This window comes from Adlercreutzia sp. ZJ176 (assembly GCF_011038975.1).
Taxonomy (GTDB): domain Bacteria; phylum Actinomycetota; class Coriobacteriia; order Coriobacteriales; family Eggerthellaceae; genus CAAEEV01.
Map to the genome: position 1 here is coordinate 42,365 of NZ_JAAKEC010000017.1, position 21,666 is coordinate 64,030.

Annotated in this window: 16 protein-coding genes and 1 rRNA gene; 10 read left to right on the top strand and 7 right to left on the bottom strand. The window is 57.0% G+C overall.

The genetic code is table 11. The features are described from left to right. Positions 1-162: 162 nt before the first annotated feature. From G7Y50_RS09690 to G7Y50_RS09705, 4 genes are all read right to left on the bottom strand, one after another. Positions 163-2,226 carry a DUF6541 family protein gene (locus G7Y50_RS09690; RefSeq protein ID WP_165054738.1) on the bottom strand — a complete coding sequence of 688 codons (2,064 nt, stop codon included), beginning with the start codon at positions 2,224-2,226 and terminating at the stop codon, positions 163-165. Between the two features lie 91 nt (positions 2,227-2,317). Continuing rightward, positions 2,318-3,430, bottom strand: a complete 1,113-nt coding sequence (locus G7Y50_RS09695; protein ID WP_165054741.1) for an acyltransferase — start codon at positions 3,428-3,430, stop codon at positions 2,318-2,320. Beyond that, positions 3,423-4,670, bottom strand: a complete 1,248-nt coding sequence (locus tag G7Y50_RS09700; protein WP_165054744.1) for a glycosyltransferase family 2 protein — start codon at positions 4,668-4,670, stop codon at positions 3,423-3,425. The genes G7Y50_RS09695 and G7Y50_RS09700 overlap by 8 nt, the downstream gene beginning before the upstream one ends. A gap of 6 nt (positions 4,671-4,676) precedes the next feature. Then, positions 4,677-5,747, bottom strand: coding sequence for a glycosyltransferase (locus G7Y50_RS09705; protein ID WP_165054747.1), 1,071 nt, complete (start codon positions 5,745-5,747; stop codon positions 4,677-4,679). Positions 5,748-5,985: 238 nt separating this feature from the next. On the opposite strand from G7Y50_RS09705, the gene G7Y50_RS09710 reads away from it, so the two are divergent. The 9 genes from G7Y50_RS09710 (at position 5,986) to G7Y50_RS09750 (ending at position 16,701) form a co-directional block, all read left to right on the top strand. Next, positions 5,986-6,774: an ABC transporter permease gene (locus tag G7Y50_RS09710; protein ID WP_165054750.1), complete on the top strand. Its 789-nt coding sequence runs from the start codon at positions 5,986-5,988 to the stop codon at positions 6,772-6,774. 33 nt (positions 6,775-6,807) lie between these two features. Beyond that, entirely contained in the window at positions 6,808-8,667 is a 1,860-nt protein-coding gene (locus tag G7Y50_RS09715; protein WP_165054754.1) for an ATP-binding cassette domain-containing protein, read from the top strand. 204 nt (positions 8,668-8,871) lie between these two features. After that, on the top strand, positions 8,872-9,960 hold the full coding sequence (locus G7Y50_RS09720) for a glycosyltransferase family 2 protein (RefSeq protein WP_165054757.1): 1,089 nt from the start codon (positions 8,872-8,874) through the stop codon (positions 9,958-9,960). After that, positions 9,957-11,051: a glycosyltransferase family 2 protein gene (locus tag G7Y50_RS09725; RefSeq protein WP_165054760.1), complete on the top strand. Its 1,095-nt coding sequence runs from the start codon at positions 9,957-9,959 to the stop codon at positions 11,049-11,051. The genes G7Y50_RS09720 and G7Y50_RS09725 overlap by 4 nt, the downstream gene beginning before the upstream one ends. After that, positions 11,035-11,976 carry a glycosyltransferase gene (locus tag G7Y50_RS09730; RefSeq protein WP_165054763.1) on the top strand — a complete coding sequence of 314 codons (942 nt, stop codon included), beginning with the start codon at positions 11,035-11,037 and terminating at the stop codon, positions 11,974-11,976. The genes G7Y50_RS09725 and G7Y50_RS09730 overlap by 17 nt, the downstream gene beginning before the upstream one ends. A gap of 225 nt (positions 11,977-12,201) precedes the next feature. After that, complete coding sequence (locus G7Y50_RS09735) at positions 12,202-13,446, top strand: DegT/DnrJ/EryC1/StrS aminotransferase family protein (RefSeq protein ID WP_165054766.1); 1,245 nt, start codon at positions 12,202-12,204, stop codon at positions 13,444-13,446. Then, positions 13,447-14,049, top strand: coding sequence for a sugar transferase (locus G7Y50_RS09740; RefSeq protein WP_165054769.1), 603 nt, complete (start codon positions 13,447-13,449; stop codon positions 14,047-14,049). Positions 14,050-14,162: 113 nt separating this feature from the next. Beyond that, positions 14,163-15,263, top strand: coding sequence for a glycosyltransferase (locus tag G7Y50_RS09745; protein ID WP_165054772.1), 1,101 nt, complete (start codon positions 14,163-14,165; stop codon positions 15,261-15,263). Positions 15,264-15,672: 409 nt separating this feature from the next. Further along, positions 15,673-16,701 (top strand): glycosyltransferase family 2 protein, encoded by a 1,029-nt coding sequence (locus G7Y50_RS09750; RefSeq protein WP_165054775.1) that lies wholly within the window; start codon positions 15,673-15,675, stop codon positions 16,699-16,701. 82 nt (positions 16,702-16,783) lie between these two features. Here G7Y50_RS09750 and G7Y50_RS09755 read toward each other — a convergent pair whose 3' ends face one another. Further along, positions 16,784-17,821: a glycosyltransferase gene (locus G7Y50_RS09755; protein ID WP_165057046.1), complete on the bottom strand. Its 1,038-nt coding sequence runs from the start codon at positions 17,819-17,821 to the stop codon at positions 16,784-16,786. Positions 17,822-17,848: 27 nt separating this feature from the next. Continuing rightward, a complete protein-coding gene (locus tag G7Y50_RS09760; protein WP_165054783.1) occupies positions 17,849-19,684 on the bottom strand; it encodes a nucleoside-diphosphate sugar epimerase/dehydratase in 1,836 nt (611 codons plus the stop codon). Between the two features lie 289 nt (positions 19,685-19,973). Between G7Y50_RS09760 and G7Y50_RS09765 the strand changes: the two genes are divergently transcribed. Beyond that, positions 19,974-21,278 carry an LCP family protein gene (locus G7Y50_RS09765; protein WP_165054787.1) on the top strand — a complete coding sequence of 435 codons (1,305 nt, stop codon included), beginning with the start codon at positions 19,974-19,976 and terminating at the stop codon, positions 21,276-21,278. A gap of 276 nt (positions 21,279-21,554) precedes the next feature. Here G7Y50_RS09765 and rrf read toward each other — a convergent pair. After that, positions 21,555-21,666: ribosomal RNA gene (gene rrf, locus G7Y50_RS09770) — 5S ribosomal RNA — on the bottom strand; the annotation flags it as partial.

Sequence of the window (21,666 nt, forward strand, 5' to 3'; positions counted from 1 at the left end):
CTAATTCGCGACAAATGCGATCGAGCCCTCCGAGAGACATGCCCGAAAGTCACTGGACTTTTCCAACTCTTCGAGATCTTCATATTCTCGAAAGGCCACAATCCTCCTCACCATTTAATTAGCCACCTGGATAGCCTTTTGCAACGACGAAGAAGAGTCATGTCACACCATGGAGGACCCTTTATCTCTTACGATCGCATAGAGTCGCATATCCCCCTCAGCAAGAGCAACCTCGAATCCCGGTGTTTCGTCGCTTATGCTCATCAGCCCATCCCACCAGTCAGCCCACCAGCGCCACGTGAAGAGCCATACCCTCTCCGTATCATCAATGGTTGCCCCTTGGTCAAGCAGAAGCACGTACTCTGCACCTGCGTCCTCGACCGCCTCAGCCACCCGATCATTCGTCGTCAAGTCACACATGCTTTCACGGAACAGCTTGCTATCCTCGGATTCGGCAGAGGGATTCCAAATGCGAGTGTTGCGATAGAAGGTGTTGATCCCCTCTTCTGCGTAGAGGAATACCGATCCGTCATCTGGCACGTTGACCACAAGAGCGTCCTCGCCCACTATCTCCTTGACCCGCTTTGCGAAAGTCATCTCCTCCGCTGTCAATATGTTTACCTCAGCGCTGTCCGAGTAGACGAGACCTGCCTGAAACTCAACCCACTCGAACGCTGACGTTCGCCCTCCGGGCAGGGTCACCGGCGCATAGTTCACAACCGCAAAAAGCGTGATCAGCCCAAAGGTGAGCGCTTTGCTAGCAAGAGATGAAGTCAATAAGTGCCCCATCGCATTTTGCAACAGCTGAATCACGGCTGCAACGCCAAGAGCAGCCAAGGGCACGCTGAACACCGCCGTATTCGCAGCCAAACGAAAAGCATCGTGGTACCAGCACCCCGTCACGACGTTTCGGATGAGATCCGGTGAATCCGTCGCAGAAACGACGAACGTCACCATAGACACGACGACTGAGATGACAATCCACAGATACCGCCTATCGAACAGAGCGTAGACCGAGCCCGCAAGGCAAAGCGCCGCAAAGACCAGCTGAGGACATCCATCTGTCAGGGAAAACGACAGCGCCGCTATGATGGCATCGGCTGTCGAGTCGAACAGAATAATCCCCGGCTCTTGCAGCAATCCCTGGATGAAGGAGGTCTTGTACAATGCGCACCAGATGAAGAGAATCGCCACCGAGCACAGTGAAAAGCCAATCACCCGGCCAACCGACTCGTGACCTGAGAAAAAAGGACGCTCCCCCGCAAATCGAGCTGCATGCACCGCGCAAAAGGGAGCCAAAAACACAACGGCAGAAAACAGCACGTTAGGTTGGAGGAAGAACAGCCCCCCGCACGAGGCGATGAAGGCCAGCACGATAACGATACGCTGCGACTTGGATACATCCCCTCCAAAGAAGTGGACGAAAAGGGCCATGACAGAAGGAAGGGCAGCCAATGCGGCAAGGTTGGGATAGATTGGCCCAAAGAACAGCAGCTTCCACGGAAAGCCTGCGCAAGCAGTGGCGAGGACGGCTCCCGCCAGAACGGCAATGGGACGATCCGCGAAGATCACCCGGAGAAGAAGGGCCATGCCAAGAGGAAAAACCACGAACGAAAAGGCGAAATTCACCGCGTTCTCCGCCAAGGAGACTGGTACGTCCATCACAGAGCTCAAGAAAGACGCCAGGTCAATCCAGCAACTCGGATAAAAGCCCGATGCGAAAGAAGACCAGTTTCCCTTCTCGATAAAACCCGCTATCGAGTTCATGTGGCTCGCATTGTCGAACGCCTGGAAGAAGCTGTCCGGCGACTCGATCTGAGCCAAAAAGAAGAACGAGCCCAGCAAGATCCCCACAACAAGAGCAACAATCCAGACGAAGAGATTGGTGCACCGCTCGCTCCACCCGAAAAGAGAAAAGCTGGTACCGCTGGATAGAGGGAGCGAGATGCCAGGAAAAACGACTCCACCTCTCTTAAGCAAGCGGATAATCACGCAAAACACCGCTGTCAACATCGCAACGGTAGCAAGAACTGACAACCATGAGCTGAAAACCCCCACGATAGGATGAAGCACGCAGGTCACAGCCACGAAAAAAGAAGACACGACGGGGGCCAGGGACAGGGCATAGAGCCTACCAAACCCCAACGACCGCAAGACAGCGAATCCCGGAACGCAGAGAAGCGCCGCGCAAATCACGATGAGCGCTATCAGCTCAAACCAGAGCATCGATTCCTCCCTCTCCTTGAGAGCACGCCAGGCGGCATCTCTTCGCGTTCAGCCCAAAGCTGGTCAAACACTGCCATTTCGCAAATCTGGCCTAACGCAACTTGTCCCAACATTTTACGCAACGATCGAAGAGCTTCTTTGCTGGATTGATGAAAACAGCCTCTAGGACAACCGCGAGCATCAATGAGAGTACGAGCACGCACAACGTTGTGAGCCAATGGAAGGGGATGCTCGCTACGCCTTCGATCTGCGGAACCAAAGACACGTACAGACCTAAGATAACGTTATGAACCAGATACACGCCGAAAGAGTGCTTTGCCACAAAGGAGAAGATCTTACAGCTACCCACGCGATCACCAAGGGCAAGCAGGCCGAGATAAAGGGCGAAGGAAACCAGCAGCATCGCCGGAGACGTGTCAAAGAACGGTGAATTTCCGTAGATTCCCATGTTGTCTCGGGCAAATCGAACGGAAACGACGGTGACGTAGATCATGAGGGGAAGTGTAGCCCACAACAGGTTTCGCCATTTCTTTTCACAGAAGAACTCCTCGATAAATCGTCCCATGCAAAAGGCAAAGGCCCCTCCCCCCAGAAGATAGCCCCAACCAAAGCTATAACCGCACAAGACAGCAACGAGCGAAAGAAGGTTATAGATCATCCCGATCCAGAAAAACACCTTCATCGAAAACCGGGAAAGCCCGTTTAGGCCTTTTGCCAAATAGGGCGCCACGAGCAGATAGCCGAACAATGCGAACACGAACCAGTACTCGATGCCTCCGTATTGGAAGGACGTGTTGCGAATGAACTGCTTGACGAGAAACCCGAAACCCTGCCAGTCCTGCAGAGTCTCATAGAGCGTCCTCAGCGCAAATACGATAATTGTTGGAATGAGGATATTCCTGACTTTGCTGAGGTAGTACTTCTTGAGGTCGGCATCGGTAGCCCGTACCTTAAGATTAAACTTCCCCGAAATGAGAAAGAAGATAGCATTTCCCGCAAAGAACACGGTCTGCCCCACAAGCACGTAGTAGTATCCAACGGAACTGGGCATATTCACTACGCACAAGCTGTGAACAGCCACTACGAATATAATCGCTACTGCCCTTGCAAAATCGTATCTAAAATAGCGTGGAGAGCTTGGCTCGACTCTCCCGGAAAGCCCTGAGTCGCCCTCTGTTTTCTTCCCGCTAGATTCTTTAATCATTCTGGCATTCCCCGAAATCATCATTCACGGCAACGCACCGCCTGTTTAGCTCGTATTCCTGCCTCAGCAAGAGCAACGATCCCGTCAGAGCTTGCTCTGCGCTGGCGTTCTCCATGACACCATCAAAGATGCGATCCAGAAAATAGCTCTGCTTTGCGGAGGAGGGTGGAAAAACCCTCGATGCTACGCGAATAATCGGAGCCGTCAGTTTCCCGAAAGAGACTCGCGCAAAAGCGCCCCTCCCCTCAAGATAGAGGACGCTTTGCGCAGTGAATCGAGAGCCGAAATCCGAGTCACCCCCGCTCACCAGCAAGTTAACGAGCCTCTGCGTTCCTTTTGGGCAACGAGACGCAACGTCGCTCAGGTTCCAAAACTTCTCGGAGAGCACCTCGCCGAAGCGCTTGCAGAAGCGGACCCTCTCCTCTCCGCCAACATCAAGCAAACCAGGCATGATGAACCCAATCATCCACGTCAGAAGCTCCTCAGGGCAGAGCTCTTCAAAGCCGCGCCTCGTCCACACGTCCAAGATGCGGTCAACTATGCGGACATGCTCGGTCATTATCTTCTCGAGTGAACTCCAGCGAGAAGACATAAGGGAGTCTTTGCGGGAAAGACGATAATTGTAGAGCTTGTCCGACGAGAGGACAGTCCGCCTTGAGAGGGGGAAAAGCTCGAAAGCGAACACCTGGTCCTCTCCGTAGCGGATGGCCTCGTCGAACCGAATGTGCTCCCCGTCTAAAAGAGACTTCCTTGCCGCCACGCGCCACGAAAACGGATGGGTGTTTTCCTTGAACAGAAGACCAGGAGAGAAGCCCTCATACGTTGCATCTCTTGGGCTCAGATTCTCGTTGAGCCAATCGTTGGAAACGGCGCCTGGAACCGCATTTGCGCCAAACACCGCAACGTCCGCCTCCGATTCGTCAAGAAGCTGGAACACTTTGGCACATGCGCCCCTCTCCAGATAGTCATCAGAGTCGACGAACATCACGTATTCGCCCTGCGCTGCGTCAATCCCCGCATTGCGAGCCGAAGAGAGTCCTCCGTTCGGCTTGCTGATCACCTGAATCCGGCTGTCAAGCGAGGCGTGTGCGCGAGCAATCATGGCCGACCTGTCAGTCGATCCGTCGTCCACGCAGATGATCTCGATGTCAGCAAAGGTCTGACCGCGAAGCGAATCAAGGCACATCGACACATAGCGCTCCACGTTATAAACAGGCACCACAACCGAAATGCTCGGCATATGTCGTTACCCCCTCATCCGACGAGCAAGCGTTTTGAGAAGCGAACCCATGCCACCATGCCGATAGTAGTTCAGTGCCCGCTGCAAACCGCTCTCCTCGCTGCGGTTCATCTGAACCACATGAAACTCATCGACTGATTCCATCAGGATCTGCAGGCACTCGGCCTTCCAGTCATCGAAGTAAGCGTAGTCAATCCAGCCACGCTCGGCATCATCCCGAAACTCCTTGGCCATAGTCGGCAGAAACTTCAGCTTGAGGTCGTCGGAAAGACGATCGTAGTTCCACATATACGTGTCGTACTTCATGCGCTCCACCACAGGACGCAGATGCGCAAGCTCAGTGCGCTCCTCCACATAACGCGAAATCTCAGCGTATTCGCCACAGACCGTGAACACCTTGCCGGGAGAGTTGACCGACGAGGCCTCATTGTCCTGACGATAGTGCAGAACGGCGTCATGCAGAAGGTAAACTCGCTGCGCGCAAGCCCACACCTTGAACGTGAAACTCGCATCCTGGTAAGACGCACCAGGCGTCTCGAGGAAATCGATGCCGCTCTCCTCGAGGAAGCTCCGGCGGTAGATGGCCGACCAGATGGAGGGCTTCTCATAGAAGATAGCCTCGCTGCCCTCATCGCGCGGCGCATACACCCTGTTCGCCCACTCGGGCTTGACCAGCTCCCAAAACTCATCGCGCTCCTCGGGAACCGACCAGTAGAACCAGAAGTTCGCCTTCACCACATCGGCGTCGTTCGTCCGCGCTGCCTCATAAAGGCGCTCCATGGCGTCAAGCTCGATAAAGTCGTCTGACTCGACAATGCCAACGTACTCCCCGCGCGCAAAGCGAAGGCCCTTGTTCATCGATGCCCCGTATCCGGAGTTCGGCTTGTCGATCACCTTGAAGCGAGCGTCGGCATCCATGAACTTCTGGATAATGTCGCGCGAGCCGTCAGTCGATCCGTCGTTTATGCAGATGACCTCGATGTCTCGCAGCGTCTGATCCGCAATGGACTGAAGGCACTCCTCGAGATAACGCTCGACGTTGTAAATGGGGACGAGTATGGATACGGCAGGTGTCATGCTTGACATCTCTCCAATCATATATAACATCACGATGCTTATCCGCATGAGCGAAGACATATGCTAGCATTCTACCTTTTTTAAGAGCGCTTGCGTGCTCTTTTTCCTGCGCGTTCTTTCACCCTTCCGCTCCTCTTTGTCATCCGACACAAGAAAAAGCCTTTTAGGCTCAAAGATCGCAAGTGCGATACAATAAGTTCTTACAGCCCATCACGAAGGAAAACGTCTGAGGAGATCCATGGCTCTTAGCGAAGCGAAGAAAAACCTTCTTAGGAGAAACTGGTTTACGATCACCTCGCTCGTCTCGAGGGATTTCAAGCTCAAGTATCGCAGGAGCGCGCTCGGAGTCGCGTGGTCAGTGCTCAACCCCTTGCTCATGATGTGTGTACTTGCAGCCGTGTTCTCCATGTTCCTCAGGTTCGGAGACATTCCTAACTTCCCGCTCTACCTCATCTTGGGAAACACCATCTTCGCGCTCATGGCCGACTCGACGTCAGCGGCCATGTATTCCGTTATCGAATCGGCGCCTCTCATCAAGAAGATAAGGATCGACAAGATCATCTTCCCCCTTGAAAAGGTCCTTTTTCAGGTTGTCAACTTCGTCATCTCGCTCATAGCGGTCATCATCGTGATGCTCGTCTTCCGCATCGCCCCTACGCCGAGCATTCTCCTTCTACCGCTGCTCGTCATCTACGTCGCGGTGTTCAGCGCGGGACTGAGCATGGCGCTTTCGGCACTCGCTGTGTTCTTCCGCGACGTACTGCATCTCTGGAGCGTCGTCATCACGGCCTGGACCTACGCCACGCCGTTGTTCTACCCTATCACGATTCTCCCCGATTTGATGCAGACGGCTATGATGTACAACCCTATGTACCACTATGTCACCTATTTCAGAGACATTGCCCTCTACGGTACCGTGCCAAGCTTATCGGCCAATTTCATATGCCTTGGAATGGCGCTCGTATCCTTCGCAATTGGCCTTGCCATTTTTAAGAAGAACGAGAGCAGATTCATCCTTTACGTATAGCTTCTCTACGAGCCCTATAGTAAGAAGGTAGCGATGCCCGAAAACGTGAACACCACCCCTCTTCAAAATCTTGAAGACCCTTCTTTTGACGAACACTCAACCGCTGAAAACATGATCAAGGTAGACCATGTGTCCATGATCTTCAACATGGCCAGCGAGCAGCTGAACAGCCTCAAGGAATACGCCATCGCATTAGCGCGACACGAGCTTAGATTCAAAGAGTTCAGAGCTCTCAATGACGTGTCTTTCGAGGTAAGGAAAGGTGATGTTTTCGGCATCCTCGGGACCAACGGGTCGGGTAAATCCACGTTGCTCAAGATAATCGCAGGAGTGCTTGATCCAAGCGAAGGATCCATAGAAATCAACGGGAGTATTGCACCGCTCATCGAGCTCGGCGCAGGGTTCGACCTCGAGCTCACAGCACGTGAGAACATCTATCTCAACGGCGCATTGCTAGGATACTCAAAGAAGTTCATCGACGAGAGCTTCGACGAAATAGTCGAGTTCGCCGAGGTAAAAGAGTTCCTTGACATGCCCATGAAGAATTACTCTTCGGGCATGGTGGCACGCATCGCTTTCGCCATCGCAACCGTCATCATACCTGACATACTCATCGTCGACGAAGTTCTTTCCGTAGGCGACTTCATGTTCCAGCAAAAGTGCGAACGTCGTATCACCAAGCTCATCAAGGAGCACGAGGTCACCGTGCTGATCGTCTCCCACAGCAACGATCAGATAGAGCGCCTGTGCAACAAGGCCATCTGGATCGAAAAGGGCCATACACGCATGATGGGGGACGCCCGAGACGTTTGCCGTATCTATCGAGTCCTCGGCGGCCACATCGGCAGCGAGAAAAGCGAGCGGCAAGTTTTTGACATGCTTAACGCTAAAACGCCCATACCCGAAGGAGTCTTGAAAACTATTGCGGGAGAAGACCGATACGGAACGGCTGCCAATCTCATGGAGAAGGCGGGTTACGAGCCTGGAGGTGTAGCCCTTATTGTCCCTGGAGAGCATGCTTCCCCCTGTCTGATGGCAACTGGCCTCTCAGGTATACTCGATGCGCCCATATTGCCAACCAAAGCCGAAGTCCTCCCTGACACAATTTCCCAATGGCTAAAACGCTATGCACCGTCAAGGATCGTCATTCTCGGAAGCACGGCCCTCGTATCTCAGAAAGTAGAGGACTCGCTTGCCGTCTTGTTCAAGCACTCGCAAATTGAGCGCATCGAGGGAGAATCATGGGACGAGCTTTCAGCCAACGTTTATGAATTCGGAAAAGGTCAGGGTTCCGGATGGGGCAAAACCGCGCTGCTCACCTATGACGGCTGCAGTGGTGACCTCGTATCATTTTCTCCCCTTTCGTGGACAAAGCGCATGCCTACTTTCTTCATCAAAGAGAACGGACGCGCAACCGAACCAGTTGAAAAGATTATCGCAAGCAATAATCTCAACCACATACTCGCACTTGGTGGCGACTGCCACTTTTCCGATGAATACCTCAACGACCTCGTCGATAAAACGACTTGGAAAAGAATCGCGGGACGAGACTGCTATCACGCGAACAGGATGATCAACGAAATCGTCGAGGAGACCTTCTTCGACGAGAGCAGTCCGACCGCACTTGAGTATATCGTCTGCACAACCTGGGATCCCGCCGATGCCTTTTCCATTGGAGCATATGCTGGAAAAAAGAACTCTCTTACCATTCTCGAGGACCCCCAAAACCTCGACAGCGTCGCGCAGGCCATCGAATATATCGGCCTTAAACAAAACGATATCAGACAGCTTACCTTCTTGGGCGACCATACGCGATTCAGCGATCTTGACAAGAGCTTGCTTGGCAAAGCCCTGTCTCAGACCGAAGACAGCCCGTCGAATACTGACAATTGAGCCGTGATCATCCCGCCATCATTGTCCCACCGCTGCATAAGCTGCGCTTTGAAGAATGCAGACAATCGGGCTTTCCGGCCTTGCGCCTAAGCTAACTGAGAGACTCGCTCTTTCTCGTCACCAAACGCGTATATAATGTATGCTTGTCGCATAAGTCATCGCTCGCCGCAGTGCAATGCTTCATCCAAGGAAGGGGGTCCGCCGTTGCAGACCGTATCGGTCATCATCCCCGTCTACAACGCGCTGCCCTACCTTGAACAAGCGCTGGAGAGCGTTCGTGTGCAAACCTACACCAATCTGCAAGTCATCTGCGTGAACGACGGGTCAACCGACGGCTCGCTTGAGACAATCAAGCGCTTCGTCGAAGCTGACTCGCGGTTCCAGCTGATAGACCAAGCAAATCAAGGTTACGGGGCAGCATGCAACCACGGACTTCGCGCATCAACGGGCGAGTGGGTGGCCATCTTGGAGCCCGACGACTGGCTCGATGCCGACTCATTTGAAAGCGCGCTGGCTTTTGCCACTCAACACGGGCCCGATGCCGACATAGTCAAAGCACCCTTCTGGCGGGTGATCTCCACCGGACCTCGGCAGCAGCTCAGCCTCTCGTGCAACTTCAAAGGTCGGAAGGTGGCATCACAGCCCTTCCGCATCGAAGAGCAGCCGTGGCTTCTTGAAGAGCATCCCTCCATTTGGTCAGCCCTGTACAGACGGTCCTTCTTAGAGGAGAAGGACATCGTGTTCCCCGAGTATCCGGGAGCCGGCTGGGCGGATAATCGCTTCTTGATCGACACCATATGCCAAGCAGAGCGCATCCTGTATACCGACAAGGCATCCTATCGCTACCGGGAAGACTCGACCGAGAACTATGAACAGTTCATCAAGAGAAACAAGCTGCTGCCTTTTGACCGTTGGCAGGAAATGGCAGATCGGCTCGACTCCCTCGGCATAACCGACCGAGGGGTTTTGGCCGCCCACTACAAACGCGGCTTCGCCTACATGAACGACGTGGCAAACGCAATAGGACTCGATGACGAGGACGTGGCGCGAGCTGCAAGCGCCATGCTCCAGCGAATGGAGCCTGATGTCGTGTTCGCTGATGTCGAGATAGCCCCCGATTACAAGAAAGCATTCGCAGCTGCCGCGGGCATTTCCCTGTCCAAGATCAGCACAACATCGTACCGGCTTCGCAGATGCCTTGCGATGCTCCGAAAGCTTAAGGCCCTTGGCGCAGGCAACGCAATCGCCTTGGCTCGCTACCGCTTGGCAGAGAGAGCGGGAGTCCGACCATGACCTCGCCCGAAACGACGTCCCAGCCGACGAGAGATCCCCTGCTCCCCGTGCGATCCGTTGCTCTCGGGGTAGTGGCTCTGGACGAGGAGGCCTACCTGCCCAGCCTGCTCGATGACATCATCTCGCAGGACTTCGACCACGGGTCCATGGAGGTCATCCTGGTCGACGGGGGGTCTTCGGATTCCACCAAGGAGATCATGCGCGAGTTCGCCGCGAAGCAGAGCGGGTTCTCGCGCGTTTGCGTGTTCGACAACCCCAAGAAAACGCAGCCTGCCGGCTGGAACATGGTGCTGCGAGAAATGACGAGCGATGCGGTGATTCGCGTCGACGCCCATGCCTCCATCGCCCCTGATTTCGTTTCCCAAAGCGTGCGCGTGCTCAATGCCGGCGAATCGATATGCGGCGGTCATCGCGCCACGGAAGTACCCCAAGCGTTGAAGACGCCGTGGCGAGAAACGCTGCACGCGGCCGAGGAGGCCGCTTTCGGCAGCAGCGCAGCGTCATACCGTCGCGAAGGCGAAGCGCGCTACGTGGACTCCGTCTTTCACGGCGCCTATCGTCGCGAAGCGATAGAACGCATAGGCTTGTTCAATGAAGTCTTGCTGCGCACCGAGGACAACGACTACCACTATCGGGCAAGGAAAGCCGGCTACCGGATACGATTCGATCCCGCCATCTCGTCAGTCCAGTTCATGAGGTCATCCCTCCCTAAGATGCTGAAGCAGAAGTACGGGAACGGCTACTGGATAGGCCGCACGCTGTTCGTACAGCCAGGCTGCATATCCCCGTTCCACCTGATTCCGCTCGTGTTTGCACTTGGCGTAATAGCCCTTGCTCTTGCGGGAGCGCTGACAAGCTGGGCCCCGTTCGCAATATGCGGCGCGATCTACGCCACTCTGTGCGCAGCCCTCTCGATACGCACCGCCGTTCAGTCAGGCAAGGCAAACCCCACCATGCTCGCCCTGCCCTTGGTGTTTTTCGGCATTCACCTATCCTATGGACTTGGCAGCTTGTCGGGAGCCTTGAGTGGCCTTGCACGCCCCTTGGAAAAAGAGCACACGAAGGAAGCAAGTGATGACGAACGCACATGAGGCCCGAAAAAAGCGCATTGCCGCCGTCGTAGTCACCTACAACCGCAAGGACCTCCTCTTGGAGTGCGTGGAGCACCTGCGCAAGCAAGATCTCGGCGCTTATGGCGATGACTGCTCACTCGACATTTTGATATGCGACAATGCGAGCACCGACGGAACAGCGGAAGCCCTGAGCTTCCTCATTGAAGAACGAGCTGTTCGCTACTTCAACACAGGCGCAAACCTGGGCGGAGCCGGCGGCTTCAACTACGGGATGAAACAAGCCGTGCTCGACGGCTACGACTACCTATGGGTCATGGATGACGATTGCATGACACACGCCGACTCCCTGAGGGGCCTCCTGTGGGCCATTGAGGCAGTCGGTGGCGATTTCGGCTTTCTGTCCAGCGTGACGCGCTGGACAGACGGCTCCATCTGCCGCGCGAACATCCAGCAGCATCCTTGGGCACATGACATCACTGACTTTTCCCTCCCCCTGCAACCATGCACCTATGCGACGTTCGTAAGCTTGCTCGTACCCGCCGCCATGGTGCTCAAGGAGGGGCTGCCCATCAAGGAGTTCTTCATCTGGTCAGATGACTGGGAGTTCACGCGGAGGCTTTCACTCAAGTATCCTTGCTATGTGGTGGGAGAAAGCGTCGTGACCCACGCCTCGAAATCGAACGGAGCCGGTGCTATAGCCACCGTGTCCCCAGACAGGCTGGACAACTATCGGCGGCTCTACCGAAACGACGTGTACGTGTACCGTAAAGAAGGTTTGAAAGGCTATGCGTACCTGGCGACGAGGGCATTGCTCCACATAGGCAAGGTGCTTGTCCTCTCCAAAGGCGACCGCCTGATGAAAATCAAGATCATTCTTGCAAGCAGCTTGGAAGGCATGAGGTTCAATCCGCCGATTGAGTACGTCAGCACCAAGGAGGCTTAGCCCAGGGTATACCTCAAGATCGTGGATTTGATACGCAGTTTGCTCTAGTCTGCTGCATGTAAACTCGCTTCGGAGGAAAATATCTGATTTGGGTTCGGCTTTTGCCGCGATGCATCGCATGCGCTGCATCGCGGGCCGCCGGCATCGCGCACGCGTTATCGCGTGCCGCCGCTGTCGCGCGCAGCAAGCTCGACCCGCCAAGGCAACCAACGACGAAGGACCCTCATGGCTGAAGCCGTATCGCGTCACATAGCGTTCTCCCCGCCTGACATCACCGAGGAGGACATCAGCGAAGTCGTCGAGGCGCTGCGCAGCGGCTGGATCACCACCGGCCCGCGCACCAAGCAGTTCGAGCGCGACCTCGCCGTGTTCACCGGCGCAGCAGGCGTGGCCACCTTCTCCTCGGCCACGGCAGCGCTCGAGTGCGCCCTGCACGCCCTGGGCATCGGCCCTGGCGACGAGGTCATCACGAGCTCTTACACCTACACGGCCTCGTGCTCGTGCATCTGCCATGTCGGTGCCACACCCGTCCTTTGCGACACGGCGCCCGGCTCCTTCGAGATGGACTACGACCGGCTCCCGAGCCTCATCACCGAGCGCACGCGCGCGATCATCCCCGTCGACATCGCCGGCCGCATGGCCGACTACGACCGGCTGACCGCAGCCCTCGAGAGCGCCTCGAGCCGCTGGAGGCCGGCGAACGCCGCGCAGGAGCGCTTCACGCGCCCCGTCATCATCGCGGACGGCGCGCACTCGCTCGGCGCCGCCTACCACGGCCGCCCGTCGGGCTCCGTCGCCGACTTCACCGCATTCTCGTTCCACGCCGTGAAGAACCTCACCACTGCGGAGGGCGGCGCGCTCGCCTGGCGCGAGGGCGCGGCTGACTCCGACGAGCTCTACCACAAGCTCATGCTGCTCTCCCTGCACGGCCAGAGCAAGGACGCGCTGGCGAAGGACCGCGCGGGCGCCTGGGAGTACGACGTCGCGTTCCCCGGCTACAAGTGCAACATGACCGACCTGCAGGCAGCGCTCGGGCTCACCCAGCTCAGGCGCTACCCCGCGCTCATGGCGCGGCGCCACGAGATCATCAGGCAGTACGAGGATGGCCTCGCCGAGCTCGACGTGGAGACCTTCGCGCACACGAGCGAGGTGTCGGGCGGCAGCTTCAAGTCAAGCGGTCACCTCATGCTCACGCGCCTTGCGGGCAAGAGCATCGACTTCCGCAACCAGCTCATCGAGCGCATGGCCGCTGCCGGCGTGGCGGCGAACGTGCACTACAAGCCGCTGCCGCTGCTCACGGCCTACCAGAAGCTGGGGTTCGACATCGCCGACTTCCCCTGCGCCCTCGCCCAATACGAGAACGAGGTGACCTTGCCGCTGCACACGCTGCTCACCGACGACGACGTGGCCTTCGTGCTCGACACGTTCAAGCGCGCCTACACGGGCCTGGAAGCCGAAGGCGTTCGCTAGATGTACCAGCGCTTCGGAAAACGCCTGTGCGACATCGTGGTCAGCGTGGTCGCGCTGCCCTTCGTGCTGCTCATCATCACCGTGCTCGCGCCGCTCATCCGCTTCGAGGACGGCGGCCCCGTGTTCTACAACGCGCCGCGCGTGGGCAAGGACGGACGCGACTTCACGATGTACAAGCTGCGCTCCATGCGCGTGAACGCGCCTGACCTGCTCATGCCCGACGGGTCGACGTACAACGGCGAGGACGACCCGCGCATGACGCGCGTGGGCGCCTTCATGCGCAAGACGAGCCTCGACGAGATGCCGCAGTTCCTCAACGTGCTGAGGGGTGACATGAGCGTGGTGGGCCCTCGCCCTGACCTGCGCCGCGAGACCGAGCTCTACCAGGGCGAGGAGCACCGCAAGCTCACCGTGAAGCCCGGCGTCACCGGCTACGCCGCCGTCTACGGCCGCAACTCGCTCCCCTGGCACAGCCGCCTCGCCCTCGACATCTACTACGTCGATCACCTGAGCTTCCCCCTCGACGTCAAAGTGTTCTTCAAGACGTTCTCCACCGTGCTGGGCCAGGAGGGCGTGTATGTGGAGGAGAGCTCAAAGAACTAGGGGCTTGCAGGTCCTCGCGAAGGAACACCCGGGCTCAACGGGATGCGATCCGGCGTCCCCTTGCGCTAAACTGTTACGTTGAACCGTTCATCGGCAAGGAGAAGAGCACCTCTATGCACAGCGATCCAAGCACCCTCGTCACCGTCATCGTGCCCATCTACAACGTTGAGAAGTATCTCGAGCAGTGTCTCTCGAGCATCGCTTCGCAAACTCACAAGTCGCTGGAAGTTCTCTGCATCAACGACGGCAGCACCGATTCGTCGCGAAGCATTGCCGAGCGGTTCGCGAGCAATGACAAGCGCTTTACCGTCATCAGCAAACGCAACGAGGGCTATGGCGCCAGCTGTAACCTCGGCATCGAGAGGGCGCGCGGAAAGTGGATCTCCATCATCGAACCCGATGACTGGATCGACCCCGCCATGTACGAGGACATGCTCAGCTTAGCTGGTCGATTCAAGGAAGAAGTCGATGTGGTGAAGACGCCTTGGATCGAAGTCCGCTTCTGGGACAACCCGAAAACCCAGGCGGAACGGCCTTGCACCATATACAGGCGAATGGAGACGTCGACTAAGCCCTTCACGATCAAGGACAGCCCCGTCCTCCTGGAAACGCACCCCTCGATATGGTCAGCGCTCTATCGCAAGGATTTCCTTGACGAGAAGAGCATCCGGTTCATTCCCTACCCAGGCGCAGGATGGGCTGACAACCCCTTCCTCATCGAATCGCTCTGTCAGGCAAGCAGCATCCTCTATCTCGACGCCCCGTACTACCACTATCGATTCGACCTTCCTGGATCGACCCTCAACCATCAGAGCGATGAGGCCATCGCGAGGCCGTTCGACCGATGGATTGACATGATGCGCATACTTGACGAACTAGGCATCGACGATCGAGGCGTACTCGAGGCCCACCACGTCAGAGGGTTCGATTACGTCGCTGGAGCCATCTACGATGACGGCTGGGGCAATCCCCTCGTCCAGTCGAAAACGCGCGAAGTTTTCGAGATGATGGACGAGTCGATCGTCGTGGAGTGCCCGAGGATAAACATGCGCAAGAAACGCCTCTTCTTCAAGGTGATGGGAAGGCCTGCGCCCCGCCTCTTCCGCTTGGCAAGAGTCAAGTTTCTCGCAAGCGAGACGATCCACCTGCTCAAAATCTACGGCATCAAGCCGATCATCGAGCACTCCTCCTTCCGCCTTCCTTCGGAGGCATAGGCCAACGAAGCAGGTCCTTCGTCTTGCTTCTGCGGAGCCAGCATCAAAAGGTCGGGTCGGCCTGGTGAGCAACTTTCCCACTCGCCATCACCCATCACGGCAATGTGGCGCACATCGTTCGTCCGAGCATGGTCCAAGACAACCAACTCTGAGCCGTTCCTCTTCTCGGAAGGCCCACTCGAGCTGCTCTTGCAGCCCGACAGAAGCATCAAGCTCGTCAAAGCAAGACAGGCGAGCAAAACACCCGTCGCTCACAACGGAACACTTTTTCTTCTTAAGCCAACGACATCCACCGTCAAAGCTCCCTTTTGTGCTATTCAAATACAAATAGCCTCTCATATGGAATAATGAAATACCAGACTGTCTACCAGATCCGAGCGCAGGCGAATCACCTTGAAGGAGCGCGGCTATGCAACATCCAAAACTATCGTTTGTCGTTCCGGCATACAACATCGATCGCTACCTCGACGAATGTCTGGAGTCGCTTTGCGGGCAAACCTATTCGAACCTGGAGATCATCTGCGTAGATGACGGCTCTTCCGACAACTCCCTCGACGTGCTGCGAAAATGGGAGCAGCGCGATAGCCGGGTGAAGGTCATCTCCCAAACAAATAAGGGCGTGTCGCGCGCCCGAAACGAAGGCATGAGGCAGGCTACCGGCGACTACATCGGATTCGTCGACGGAGACGACTACCTCGACCTCGATGCTGCGGAGAAGATGGTTGAGAAGATCCTCGCCCACGAGGCGGACATCGTCGTGTATGGGGGGAGGGCCTTCCCAGAGACGCAGTGGGTGACCGAGGTGTTCGGCCCGCGCGACGTCGTGCGAGAAGGCGACGGTCGCTTCATGATCTTCGAGGAGCGCGGCTGCATACCCTCCGCCTCGAACAAGGTGTATCGCCGCAGCCTCCTGGAGCAAAACGACTTGGAGTTCAACGAGAGCCTCATCTTGGGCGAAGACACCTCGCTGCAATTCCTCATCTTCCCCCTAGCACAGCGGGTCGTCTTTATGTCGAACCGCTTCTATCACTACCGATTCAATCGCGAAGGATCAGCCGTCACCGAGGAGTTCAAGAACAAGCTCCCCCAGCTCCTCAAGCACATAGACGTCTTCAGATACATCTCGAACGAATGGGATCAACGCGGCTATCTGGCAGATTGCAAGCCGCAGTTCCTCGACTGCATATCCTTCATCTTCAGCGACTTCTCTGAGCTTAACTCAGAAGAGCGGCTGGCCTTCTCCGCCAAGTTTGCATCTGCCTATGCACAGCACTTCTCACACAGCGACCTCAAAGGAATATCGTCAGGAGAAGCGCGCTATCGCTACGAGCTGTTCCTCGATCTGGCATCTGGAAAATCGGCGAGAAGAGCTGAGCTGCTCTACAGCGCTCATGCGGCGCTCTCGGGCGCATACAGGAGACTGCGAGCGATTCTTTGAGGCGCCTCGGCTAAAGACTTGATGCCTCCTTCATTGTGAAATGCCTTGGCATGAGACAAAAGCCGCTTCGTAGGGGCTGAGGTCACCGACATACGCCTATCTTGCGCTTAACCCTCTGCATGTCTCGGTAGAGGCGCACGTGACGAGGCGACCAGCAATCTCTCAAGCTCACGAATTCGCGCGGGTTTTTCATGAGAAGACGAAGGTCGCTCCACTGCTCATAGGTGTAGTGAAAGGAATCGAGGATGCCCTCCTCGTCGTGACGCAGAAAGTCGACAGCCATCTTCTTCGCGTATTCCTCGTGATAGGCAGGGTCAATGCGGTTGTAATTCCAAAAGCAGCATCCACCGAATTTTCTCGCAGCCATAACAGGGAGAAGAGAGGCGAAGCGATTCAGGTCGCCCTTCAAGAAGCGCTCCAGATAATCATACTCAGCCGGTACGCTGTAGATCTTGTCCTTCTGATTGATGGAAGAAGACTCGTTGTCCTGACGATAGTACACGAAGGATTCCCTCATGAGATATGCCGTCTGAGCACACGCCCACAGCATAAAAGAGAAAGCGGTATCCTGGTATGCCGCACCTGGAGTTTCCTGCAGCTTAAGCTCATTGTCCGTAATCACCGATCGTCGCACCAAGGTAGCCCATAGAGCAGACGGAAGATGGAAGCACTCGACGTGCTCGCGGGGATCGAGGACGAATCCGCAGATCGCCTGATCGTTGAAATGGATTTCCTCTGTTTTGTCGCAGGGAATCGACCAGTAGTACTTCACGTCAGCCCGCACGATGTCGACGTCGCTTGCCTCGGCGCATCCGACCATGCTTTCGAGCATGGTAACGTCGCAGAAGTCGTCCGACTCGAGCACGCCCACGTAATCGCCCGTCGCGGCAGCAAAGCCAACGTTGAGCGAATGCCCGTACCCCGCATTTGACTTCGTAATCACCTTGAAGCGAGAATCGCGCTTCTCGTATTCGCGAAGAATGGGCAGCGAGCCGTCGGTCGACCCATCATCAACGCATATCACCTCAAAGTCCTGAAGCGTCTGATGAAGCAGGCTGTCAAGACACTGTCTCAAGTATCTCTCTACGTTGTAAACGGGAACAATGATAGAGGCTTTCAAGTCAACTCCGCAATCTCATGTTTTTCATTACCCGCGCGTGAAATGGTACGTCGGCACGGCGCTTTCCAGCACGCGAATGGCTTCCTCGTCCGTGGCTGCGATGACGGCCCTCAGCTCCTCGAGCTTGGCAGCCACCTCGTCGTAGCTGATCCCCTGGCCGACCGACACCATGATGGACGAGCTGCCCGTGGGGAGCGTGTTCTCCTCGTCCATCAGCAGCTCCTCGTACATCTTCTCGCCGTCGCGCAAGCCCGTGAACTCGATCTCGATGTCCTCGCCGAGCTTCAGGCCCGACAGGCGGATCAGGTTGCGCGCCAAGTCGAGGATCTTCACCGGCTCGCCCATGTCAAGGATGAAGATCTCGCCGCCGCGTGCCATGCCACCCGCCTGGATGACCAGGCGCGTCGCCTCGGGGATGGTCATGAAGTACCGCTCGATGTCGGGGTGCGTCACCGTCACCGGGCCGCCCTGCGCGATCTGCCGCTTGAACAGGGGGATCACGCTGCCGTTCGAGCCGAGCACGTTGCCGAAGCGCACCGCCGTGAACACCGTCTTCGACGTGCGCGCATAGTACTGCATGATCATCTCACCCATGCGCTTGGTGGCGCCCATGACGCTCGTGGGGTTCACCGCCTTATCGGTTGAGATGAAGATGAAGCGCGCCACCCCGTGCTCATCGGCCGCGCGTACCACGTTCAGCGTGCCGAACACGTTGTTGCTGATCGCCTCGCGCGGGCATGCCTCCATGAGCGGCACGTGCTTGTGCGCTGCCGCATGGAACACCGCCGACGGCGCGTAGCGGGCAAACACCTCCTCGACGCGCGCCTCATCGCACACGCTGCCGATCTCGACCGCCACGTCAAGCCCGGGGTGCTCGGCGAGCAGCTCGTTGCGCAGCATGTACGCGTCGTTCTCATAGATGTCAAACACCACGACGCGCGCAGGGCCGACCTTCGCCAGCTGACGGCAGAGCTCGCTTCCGATGGAGCCGCCGCCGCCCGTCACCAGCATCGTGTTGCCCGTGACGTACGTCGCCGCCGTGCGCGTGTCGAGCACGATCTCGTCGCGCCCGAGGAGGTCCGTCACGTCGACGTCGCGAAACGCCACCACGCCCAAGTCCTCGATGTCGATGTCGCGGATGTTGGGAAGCGTGCGCAGCGTGCACTCGGTAGACGTGCAGATGGAGTAGATCTTCTTGCGCTCGGCAGCCGAAGCGGAGGGAATGGCCACCACAATCTGGCCCACGTCATACCGCTTTACCAGCTCGGGAATGTCGTCGGTCGTCCCGACGACCTTGACGCCGTGGATGCGCTTGTTCTTCTTCAGCGGGTCGTCGTCGGTGGCAGCCACCGGCACGCCCGGCATGTTCGGATCCTTCGAGAGCATGCGGCCGATCGTCAGCGCGCCGGTCTCGCCCGCGCCCACGATGAGCGTGCGGGGGCTCTCCCCCGACGCACGCCGCAGCTGGCGCTTCTTGCTCTTGACGATGCGCCACAGCATGCGCACGCCGCCGACGAAGAGCACCAGCAAAATGCCCGAGCCCACAAACACCCTGATGGGAAGGCGCACGTCCGCAAGCCACAGAAACACCGCGCCGAGGAGCGTGGACACGAACATCGACAGCACGATCTGGAGGAGCTCGTCGATGCCAGCATACTCCCAGAGGTTGTTGTACAGGCGAAAGCCCGCCAAGACACCCACGTTGATCAGCGCAAGGATGCCCAGGATGAAGAATATCTCCGTGTTGACGAACACCTCGTCGTACACGTTCGTCAGAAGGGATGCGAGCCAATAGGCAATGTAAGTGGAAGCCACGTCAGCAAAAAGAAGGATGCCCATCCTCCCCGCCGTGCGAATGTCCATAGAGCTCCTTGCCGAACGCAGTCGTTTTCTCAAACTAACATGTTATTGTACTCTAATTGAATTAGCGCCACTTGCACCCACACTTCATTAGCAGATATTAAAGTAGTGCTAGAATGGTTGTTTAATGAGGACGCACAACACGAACGCACCCGCCTCTGCCTAAAACTACCTCGGAATCGAAGCAGGAGCTCTCGTGGTACGACGCAGCACATCAAGCAGCCAGCCAGATCATTTTCACACCTCAGCTAGCTTGGGGTCTAAAACCAACTCCAAACCTGTTGCGAATCCCATGAAGTATGGTGGCGCTACTGGCGCTCAGTACTCCCGCGAGAATCCTGGGTATTCGCATGCCGTCCAACGGCGCTCGGGGCGCGGCAAGAAGATCGCTCTCTGCATCCTCGCAGCCGTGTTGGTCATCGCACTCGGCGGGGCTTCTGCATTCGCCATCTACCTGGACTCGGTGAACTCCAAGCTCAAGCAGGGCACGAAGACCTCCGACGAGATCGCCGCCATCGATGACGTCCTGCGACCCGCAAGCGCCCTTGACGAGCCGTTCTACATGATGCTCATCGGATCCGACATGCGCGAAAACAACGATGAGATGGGCGCACGTTCCGACACCAACATCCTCGTGCGCGTTGACCCCTCGAACGACCAGGTCACCATGGTGTCTATCCCCCGCGACACGAAGGTCGAGCTCGACGGATACGGCACGAACAAGTTCAACGCCATCTACAACTTCGAGGGGACGGCGGGCGTCATATCCGAGACCAAGAAGCTGCTTGGCGTCGACATATCGTATTACGCCGAGGTGAACTTCGGCAAGCTGGTTGATCTCGTCAACGCCGTCGGCGGCGTCGACGTTGAGGTCGAGGAGCTCATCGACGACCCCGACGCTGATCGCCCTGAATCAGGGAGGCATATCGTCATCCAAGAGGGTCTCCAGCATCTCGATGGCGAGGAGGCTCTCGTGTTCGCCCGCTGCCGCGCATATGCTGACGGCGACTTCACGCGCACGGCCAACCAGCGCAAACTCATCGAGGCCATCGTGGACAAGGTGCTCTCCGCGCCCGTCACGAGCTTGCCCGGCATCATCGAGAAGGCATCCGACTGCGTCACCACCAACCTGTCCGTTTCCGATATCATCACGCTTGCCCAGCAGTTCAAGAGCGATGGCGGCCTCACGATCTACTCGGGCATGGTTCCCTCCTGGACTCAGACGATCGACGGGATCTCATACGTCATCAACGATGCCAAGGCCACCAAGGAGATGATGGCTATTGTGGAAGCCGGAGAGGATCCCAGCACCGTGGTTTCTTCCGGCGCGCCTGCCCCCGAAGAAAGCTCAAGCTCCAGCACTAGCGCCAGCACCAGCAGCGAAAACGATTCTGGATACGGATACGGGTACGACCCCGGGTACAGCAACCCGCCAAGTTACTACGAGCCCCCTGCTGATAGTGGCGCAGACGTTGGCGCAGGTGACGACACCGCAGCGGATGCTCCTGCATACGGAAGCGATGATGGAGCAGTGGAAGCGCCAGGAGCAGAGGCGTCGTCTCCAAGCAACACCGCACCCCAAGCCGATGCAGCATAGAGCAAACACCTAGCGAAAGCCCCAGGAAGATGTGATAGAGCCTCCCCCTGGGGCTTTATCACGCGGCATAGCATTGATGGATCACCGACAAAGAATGGGGTCCTCAAAACTCGCCCTATACCAGCATTCGAAACCACCCCAAAATGTTTCACGTGAAACACGCGCGGGCCCCTGCTCTTTCCCCCGGGCTGTTTTGCGAAGCGCGTTTCGCAAAACAGCACCGTAGAAGCAAGAGGGGGCCCCGCAGGGCCCCCGCAAAAAAGAAAGCACCCCTCATGAGCGGAACTCCCTGGCCTCCCGCAGCCTGGCGCTGCAGTACTCTCGGCGACGCGGGGCTTAACTTCCGAGTTCGGAATGGGATCGGGTGATCCCCCGCTCCATGGTTCCG

What these genes read in the sequence shown, in the direction of transcription:
- G7Y50_RS09735 (WP_165054766.1), top strand. Translation starts at nt 12,202, where the DNA reads ATGGCTGAAGCCGTATCGCGTCACATAGCGTTCTCCCCGCCTGACATC.
- G7Y50_RS09740 (WP_165054769.1), top strand. Translation starts at nt 13,447, where the DNA reads ATGTACCAGCGCTTCGGAAAACGCCTGTGCGACATCGTGGTCAGCGTG.
- G7Y50_RS09730 (WP_165054763.1), top strand. Translation starts at nt 11,035, where the DNA reads ATGACGAACGCACATGAGGCCCGAAAAAAGCGCATTGCCGCCGTCGTA.
- G7Y50_RS09705 (WP_165054747.1), bottom strand. Translation starts at nt 5,747, where the DNA reads ATGACACCTGCCGTATCCATACTCGTCCCCATTTACAACGTCGAGCGT.
- G7Y50_RS09695 (WP_165054741.1), bottom strand. Translation starts at nt 3,430, where the DNA reads ATGATTAAAGAATCTAGCGGGAAGAAAACAGAGGGCGACTCAGGGCTT.
- G7Y50_RS09700 (WP_165054744.1), bottom strand. Translation starts at nt 4,670, where the DNA reads ATGCCGAGCATTTCGGTTGTGGTGCCTGTTTATAACGTGGAGCGCTAT.
- G7Y50_RS09710 (WP_165054750.1), top strand. Translation starts at nt 5,986, where the DNA reads ATGGCTCTTAGCGAAGCGAAGAAAAACCTTCTTAGGAGAAACTGGTTT.
- G7Y50_RS09765 (WP_165054787.1), top strand. Translation starts at nt 19,974, where the DNA reads ATGAAGTATGGTGGCGCTACTGGCGCTCAGTACTCCCGCGAGAATCCT.
- G7Y50_RS09690 (WP_165054738.1), bottom strand. Translation starts at nt 2,226, where the DNA reads ATGCTCTGGTTTGAGCTGATAGCGCTCATCGTGATTTGCGCGGCGCTT.
- G7Y50_RS09745 (WP_165054772.1), top strand. Translation starts at nt 14,163, where the DNA reads ATGCACAGCGATCCAAGCACCCTCGTCACCGTCATCGTGCCCATCTAC.
- G7Y50_RS09750 (WP_165054775.1), top strand. Translation starts at nt 15,673, where the DNA reads ATGCAACATCCAAAACTATCGTTTGTCGTTCCGGCATACAACATCGAT.
- G7Y50_RS09760 (WP_165054783.1), bottom strand. Translation starts at nt 19,684, where the DNA reads ATGGACATTCGCACGGCGGGGAGGATGGGCATCCTTCTTTTTGCTGAC.
- G7Y50_RS09715 (WP_165054754.1), top strand. Translation starts at nt 6,808, where the DNA reads ATGCCCGAAAACGTGAACACCACCCCTCTTCAAAATCTTGAAGACCCT.
- G7Y50_RS09725 (WP_165054760.1), top strand. Translation starts at nt 9,957, where the DNA reads ATGACCTCGCCCGAAACGACGTCCCAGCCGACGAGAGATCCCCTGCTC.